We start from the raw sequence: 5,433 nt of genomic DNA, 5'->3' as shown, positions 1-5,433 counted from the left end.
AATCACCATTACCTGCGTTGTTGTTGACGATCACTAAGTCTTTAATACCGAGTTCAATTAAGCCATCGATGAGTTCAGCAGGCTGACCTGCAGTACCAAACCCACCAATCATAATGGTTGAACCGTCTTTAATTTGGGAGAGGGCTTCGGTTAAAGACGCTGAGCTTTTATCAATCATAATCACTTCCTAAACAAACGATCTACATTTACCTTTAATATGATCAGGTCGATGTAGACGATGATGGGGTAGTATTTTGACGCTTCGTTAAAATCACGTGCGCTAAAATACCAATACAGATTCCCCAAAAAATTGAACTTAAACCTAAAAATTGCATACCTGAAACAGTCGCCAAGAAAGTAAGGAGAGCTGCGTCACGATCCTTTTCTTGGAACATAGCAACGTGTAAATTTGTAGCAATAGCACCTAAAAGTGCTAAACCTGCTAATGCAGCAACAAGTTCTTTAGGCAGTAAGCTAAAAAGCATCACAATGCTGCCTGCAAATAAACCACCTAAAATATAGAAAATACCGTTCGCAATACCTGCGATATAACGTTTCTCTTTGAGCTCATGTGCATCTTTACCTGTACAGAGTGCGGCTGTTATTGATGCCAGGACAATGGTGATCCCGCCCACATAAGCAACAGCTAACGATGCGATACTGGTAGTGGTAATAATCGGTTTTGCTTGAATGTCATAGCCACTTAATTTCAAAATTGCCATGCCAGGTAAAAATTGACCAGAAAGGCTGACTAAAATAAGAGGTACTGCAAGATTTAGAAAAGAGTTAAGCGTCCACTCGGGCGCAATGAATTGGGGTATTGCAAGTGAAAACTCCATATTCACAGCATTGAATTTTCCGAGGACTAAACTCATGAAAATACCAGCTGCCAATACAAAAAGCATGGCATATCGAGGTGTTAACCGCTTAGCAATCAGATACGAAATAAGCATTCCAAACACAATATATGGCATGGTATTGGTCGCGGTAAAAAGACCAAATCCGAACTGACATAAGATACCAGCCATCATTCCTGCAGCCACTGATTGCGGTATCAAAGCCAATAGTTTGTCGAAATATCCGGTAATACCAATGATGAAAATCACTACAGCTGTAGTGATATATGCAGCAACTGCTTCATTCAGTGATATATCTGGAAAAAGTGTGACTAGCAGAGCAGTACCAGGTGCCGACCAAGCGGTAATGACAGGAACTTTAAATTTTATTGATAATAGAATTCCAGCTACAGCAGCACCAATTGAGATACCCCAAATCCATGAAATCATCATGTCTGGTGAAACTTGGGCTTGTTGTGCTGCTTGAAAGAAAATAATTAATGGTCCGGCATATGAAATCAATACAGCTAAAAAGCCGGCGACAGTGGCGGAAATAGACCAATCTTCTTTTAGTGTTTTAAACAGGGTTGCCATTGTATTTGCCTCCTTGCGTCAATGATCCTGTGAATTTAAAGAGTCCGTGATCAGGGTTAACCCTGATCACCACCACCTACAGGTACGACTGTGCCTGTAATGTATGAAGACTCATCTGAAGCAAGGAACAAAATAGCATTTACTTGTTCTTGAATAGTGCCATAGCGTTTCATGTAGCTGCGGTCAATTGTTTGATCAACCACTTCTTGCATCCAAGCTTGATCTTGCTCAGATAGTGGTGAAGTATTACGTGGAATTACACGTGGTGGAGCTTCAGTACCACCTGTAGCCACAGCATTGATGCGGATACCATCTTTAGCATGTGCAAATGCCATTGATTGAGTAAAACTATTTACACCACCCTTAGCCGCAGAATATGGAAGACGGTTAATTCCACATGTGGCGATAGATGATACATTCACGATCACACCAGATTTTTGGTGTTGCATGTGTGGTAAAACTGCACGACAACTCCATAAAGTAGGAAATAAAGAACGATTGATCTCTTTAATAATTTCCTCTTCAGAAAACTCTTCAAAAGGTTTCATCCAAATCGCACCACCAACATTGTTGATCAGCACATCAATTCGGCCAAAAGTCTCGATCGCTTTATTTACAACGGATTGTGCACCAGCATAGGTTTCAAGATCAGCTAAGACAGTGACACCTGTGCCACCTTGAGTCGTAATTTCTTCAAGTGTGGTCGTCACGTATTCAGCACGGTCAGCCAGTACAACTTTTGCACCTTCGCTAGCTGCTTGAAGAGCAACACCGCGACCGATGCCTTGAGCGGCACCAGTAACGATTACGATTTTATTTTCAAATCTTTGATTCATGTTCCTCTCCACTTTAATTCGCAGAGAATTTTTCGAATAAGAAGTTTGCAGGTTTAACGCCTTCAGCATCTAACCAACCACGAACTGCATCTACCATAGGAACAGGACCACAGAGGTAAACGTCTACATCACCACCGTTGAGCCATTCAGTTTCAATGTGACCTGTTACATAACCTTTACGTTCGTGTGCAGATTCTGGGTTTGCAACTACGGTACGGTATTCAAACCAATCAAGTTTTTCTTGAAGTTTGTTGAGTTCTTCAATAGCAACTAGGTCGAAGTCATTGGTTACACCAAAAACTAAACGTACTGGATGTTCAGAACCTTTTTCTTCTAATACTTGAAGCATCGACATAAATGGAGCAATACCTGTACCACCAGCAAGCATTACTACAGGGCGTACTACATTACGTAAGTAGAAGCTACCAAATGGACCAGTGAATGTCATTTTTTCGCCGACTTTCGCTTCGCTGCTTAAGAAGCTACTCATCTTACCGTTAGGAACGTTACGAACAACAAAGCCGGTCAAACGGTTGCCTGGCTTAGAGCTGAAAGAGTATGAACGTGTTTCAGTTGATCCAGGTATACCTACATTTACATACTGACCAGCAAGGAAATTGATATCTGGCTGACCCTCGTCTAGTTGAATATCAAAGGTAATTGTAGATTCAGATAAGTTTTCTACACGAGAAAGTGTACCTTGATATTGATGAATTTGAGTTTTACATACATCAGATGATGCTTGAATTTGGAAAACTGCATCTGAAGTAGGACGGCACTGGCAAGCTAAGATATAGCCTTGCTCAGCCTCTTCTGGTGTAAGTGCATCTTCAATATAAGTTTCTTCAGGCATGTCATAGCTGCCAGACTCACAAAAAGCTCGACAAGTACCACATGCACCATCACGGCAATCCAGCGGAATATTAATCTTTTGACGATATGCAGCGTCAGAAAGCGTTTCGCCTTGTGCAACTGAAATAAATCGGGTTACGCCATCTTCAAATTGAAGTGCAACATTATGGTTTGACATGGCTGAATATCCTTTAAGAATCTTTTGAACAATTTTTTGGTGTAACTACCAAAATTCCATTTGGTAGTTACTGAACTTGTTATTTACTAATTACAGGTGATATACGTCGATTACTTGATTGATGTAATCATTTTTGAGTACCACATATTTATTTAAAATTTGTGGTTTTTCACCAGACAAATTGATTTCGTAGCGTGACATACCAAAGTAGCTGTATGACTTTTGGTAGCGGTAACTTAAAGTGTTCCAGTTGAAACGAACAACAACCTTATCTTCATGACGTTCAAGTATTTCAATGTTGTTAATATTGTGGCTTGTACGTGTATCAGGCATTGTTGCAGAAGAGCGTTCAGTTTTGATACGGAACACGCGGTCTTCTAAACCTTGACGATCTGGATAATAAATTAACGAGATTTCTGATTGAGGATCTTCAGTTAATGTATTGTAGTCATCCCAAGATGGCATCCAGAACGATGCTGTAGGTGCATAACACTCTAACCATTCATCCCACTGTTCATCATCAAGTAGGCGCGCTTCTTTAAATAAGAACTGGCTCACTGATTCTAAAGTTGCTTCAAGATTCGCGTTACTCATGCGTTATCTCCTTGTTCAGCTAAAGCTTGTTCTGCTTTAATCGCACGTTTCATTTCTTCTAACCAATGTTGATGTTGCGCAAGGTATAAACCTTCGTCTTCAGTTTTAACGCCTGAAAGTTTAGGTTTTAGACCAATTTCGTTTGCTGCATCATCTGGGCCATTGATCCAATGCTTTGAGCCACGGCACATATCGTTCCACTCAAGTTCGATACCAGCATAACCTGCTTGACATGCACGGAATTCTTCTAAGTCATCTGGTGTCGCCATACCTGAAGCATTGAAGAAATCTTCATATTGACGAATACGGCGTGCGCGAGCTTCTGGCTCTTCACCTACAGGTGCGATGCAGTAAATTGTTACTTCAGTTTTATCGACAGCAATTGGGCGAAGTACACGGATTTGTGAACCGAACTGATCCATCAAATAAACGTTTGGATATAAGCAAAGGTTACGTGAGCGCTCGATCATCCACTTCGACATAGCAGGACCGAATTTCTCAGAGTATTCATCTGCTTTAGGGAAGTTAGGGCGGTCTTCAGGGTTAGCCCATTGTGTCCAAAGCAACATGTGACCATTTTCAAAACCGTAAGAACCACCGCCTTGTTTACCCCAAGAACCTGCGCTCATTGCACGGATGTTGTCGCCAGCTTGTTTTTCTTTACGTTGTTGCGTAGTCGCAGCATAATTCCAGTGAACTGCAGATACATGGTAACCATCTGCACCATTCTCAGCAGTGAGTTTCCAGTTACCTTCATATGTATAAGTTGAGGCGCCACGTAAAACTTCTAAACCTTGATCAGACTGACCGACGATCATATCGATAATTTTAGTCGTTTCACCTAAGAATTCTTCTAATGGCAAGACGTCTGGGTTTAAGCTACCGAATAAGAAGCCTTTATAACTTTCAAAACGTGCAACTTTCTTAAGATCATGTGATCCTTCTTTGTTAAAGCAGTCAGAATAACCTGCATCTGTTGGGTCTTTAACTTTTAAAAGTTTGCCTGAGTTATTGAATGTCCAACCATGGAATGGGCAAGTATAAGTAGCCTTATTACCACGTTTGTTACGGCAAAGTTGTGCACCACGGTGTGAACACGCATTGATCATTGCATTTAGCTCGCCTTGACGGTTACGAGCAATCACGATTGGCTGACGACCGATGTGTGTCGTGTAATAATCATTGTTATTTGGAATTTGGCTTTCGTGTGCCAAGTAAACCCAATTACCCTCAAAGATGTATTTCATTTCAAGGTCAAAAAGGGCTTGATCAGTGAAAACTGAACGATGAAGTTTAAACTCACCTGTCTCAAAGTTGTCTACAAGTAACTCATCAAGACGATCTAGATGGCTGGTATTAATTACAGGAATACGTGGCATGGACGTTCTCCGACTTTCCAAATTGAGGGGAAGTCATCGGGATAATTGACTTATCCCGATTCCGATTAATTGATTTAAGCTGATGCGCGGCGGCGTTCAACTTCAGTAGAAGGCGCACCTTCAACGTCTTTCACTAATTCAATGTCAAATTGAATATGTTTGAA

Annotated in this window: 7 protein-coding genes; all 7 read right to left on the bottom strand. The window is 41.1% G+C overall.

Annotated elements, in window-relative coordinates:
- Nucleotides 1–178, bottom strand: a 178-nt coding sequence (locus tag AC1M9I_RS14405; RefSeq protein WP_481592539.1) for a CoA-transferase, incomplete at its 3' end; no start/stop codon positions are given.
- A 43-nt stretch (nt 179–221) separates the two neighbouring features.
- On the bottom strand, nt 222–1,430 hold the full coding sequence (gene benE, locus AC1M9I_RS14400; protein WP_481595219.1) for a benzoate/H(+) symporter BenE: 1,209 nt from the start codon (nt 1,428–1,430) through the stop codon (nt 222–224).
- Nucleotides 1,431–1,486: 56 nt separating this feature from the next.
- Entirely contained in the window at nt 1,487–2,266 is a 780-nt protein-coding gene (locus tag AC1M9I_RS14395; RefSeq protein WP_092768934.1) for a 1,6-dihydroxycyclohexa-2,4-diene-1-carboxylate dehydrogenase, read from the bottom strand.
- Between the two features lie 13 nt (nt 2,267–2,279).
- Nucleotides 2,280–3,296, bottom strand: a complete 1,017-nt coding sequence (gene benC, locus AC1M9I_RS14390; protein ID WP_481595218.1) for a benzoate 1,2-dioxygenase electron transfer component BenC — start codon at nt 3,294–3,296, stop codon at nt 2,280–2,282.
- 90 nt (nt 3,297–3,386) lie between these two features.
- A complete protein-coding gene (gene benB / locus AC1M9I_RS14385; RefSeq protein WP_035270498.1) occupies nt 3,387–3,890 on the bottom strand; it encodes a benzoate 1,2-dioxygenase small subunit in 504 nt (167 codons plus the stop codon).
- Nucleotides 3,887–5,269, bottom strand: a complete 1,383-nt coding sequence (gene benA / locus AC1M9I_RS14380; protein ID WP_035270495.1) for a benzoate 1,2-dioxygenase large subunit — start codon at nt 5,267–5,269, stop codon at nt 3,887–3,889. The genes benB and benA overlap by 4 nt, the downstream gene beginning before the upstream one ends.
- Nucleotides 5,270–5,343: 74 nt before the next feature.
- On the bottom strand, nt 5,344–5,433 hold a 90-nt coding region (locus tag AC1M9I_RS14375; RefSeq protein ID WP_481592540.1), incomplete at its 5' end, for a hypothetical protein.

The organism is Acinetobacter sp. ANC_7553, from assembly GCF_056779895.1.
This window is presented reverse-complemented; position numbering and strand designations above follow the sequence as displayed.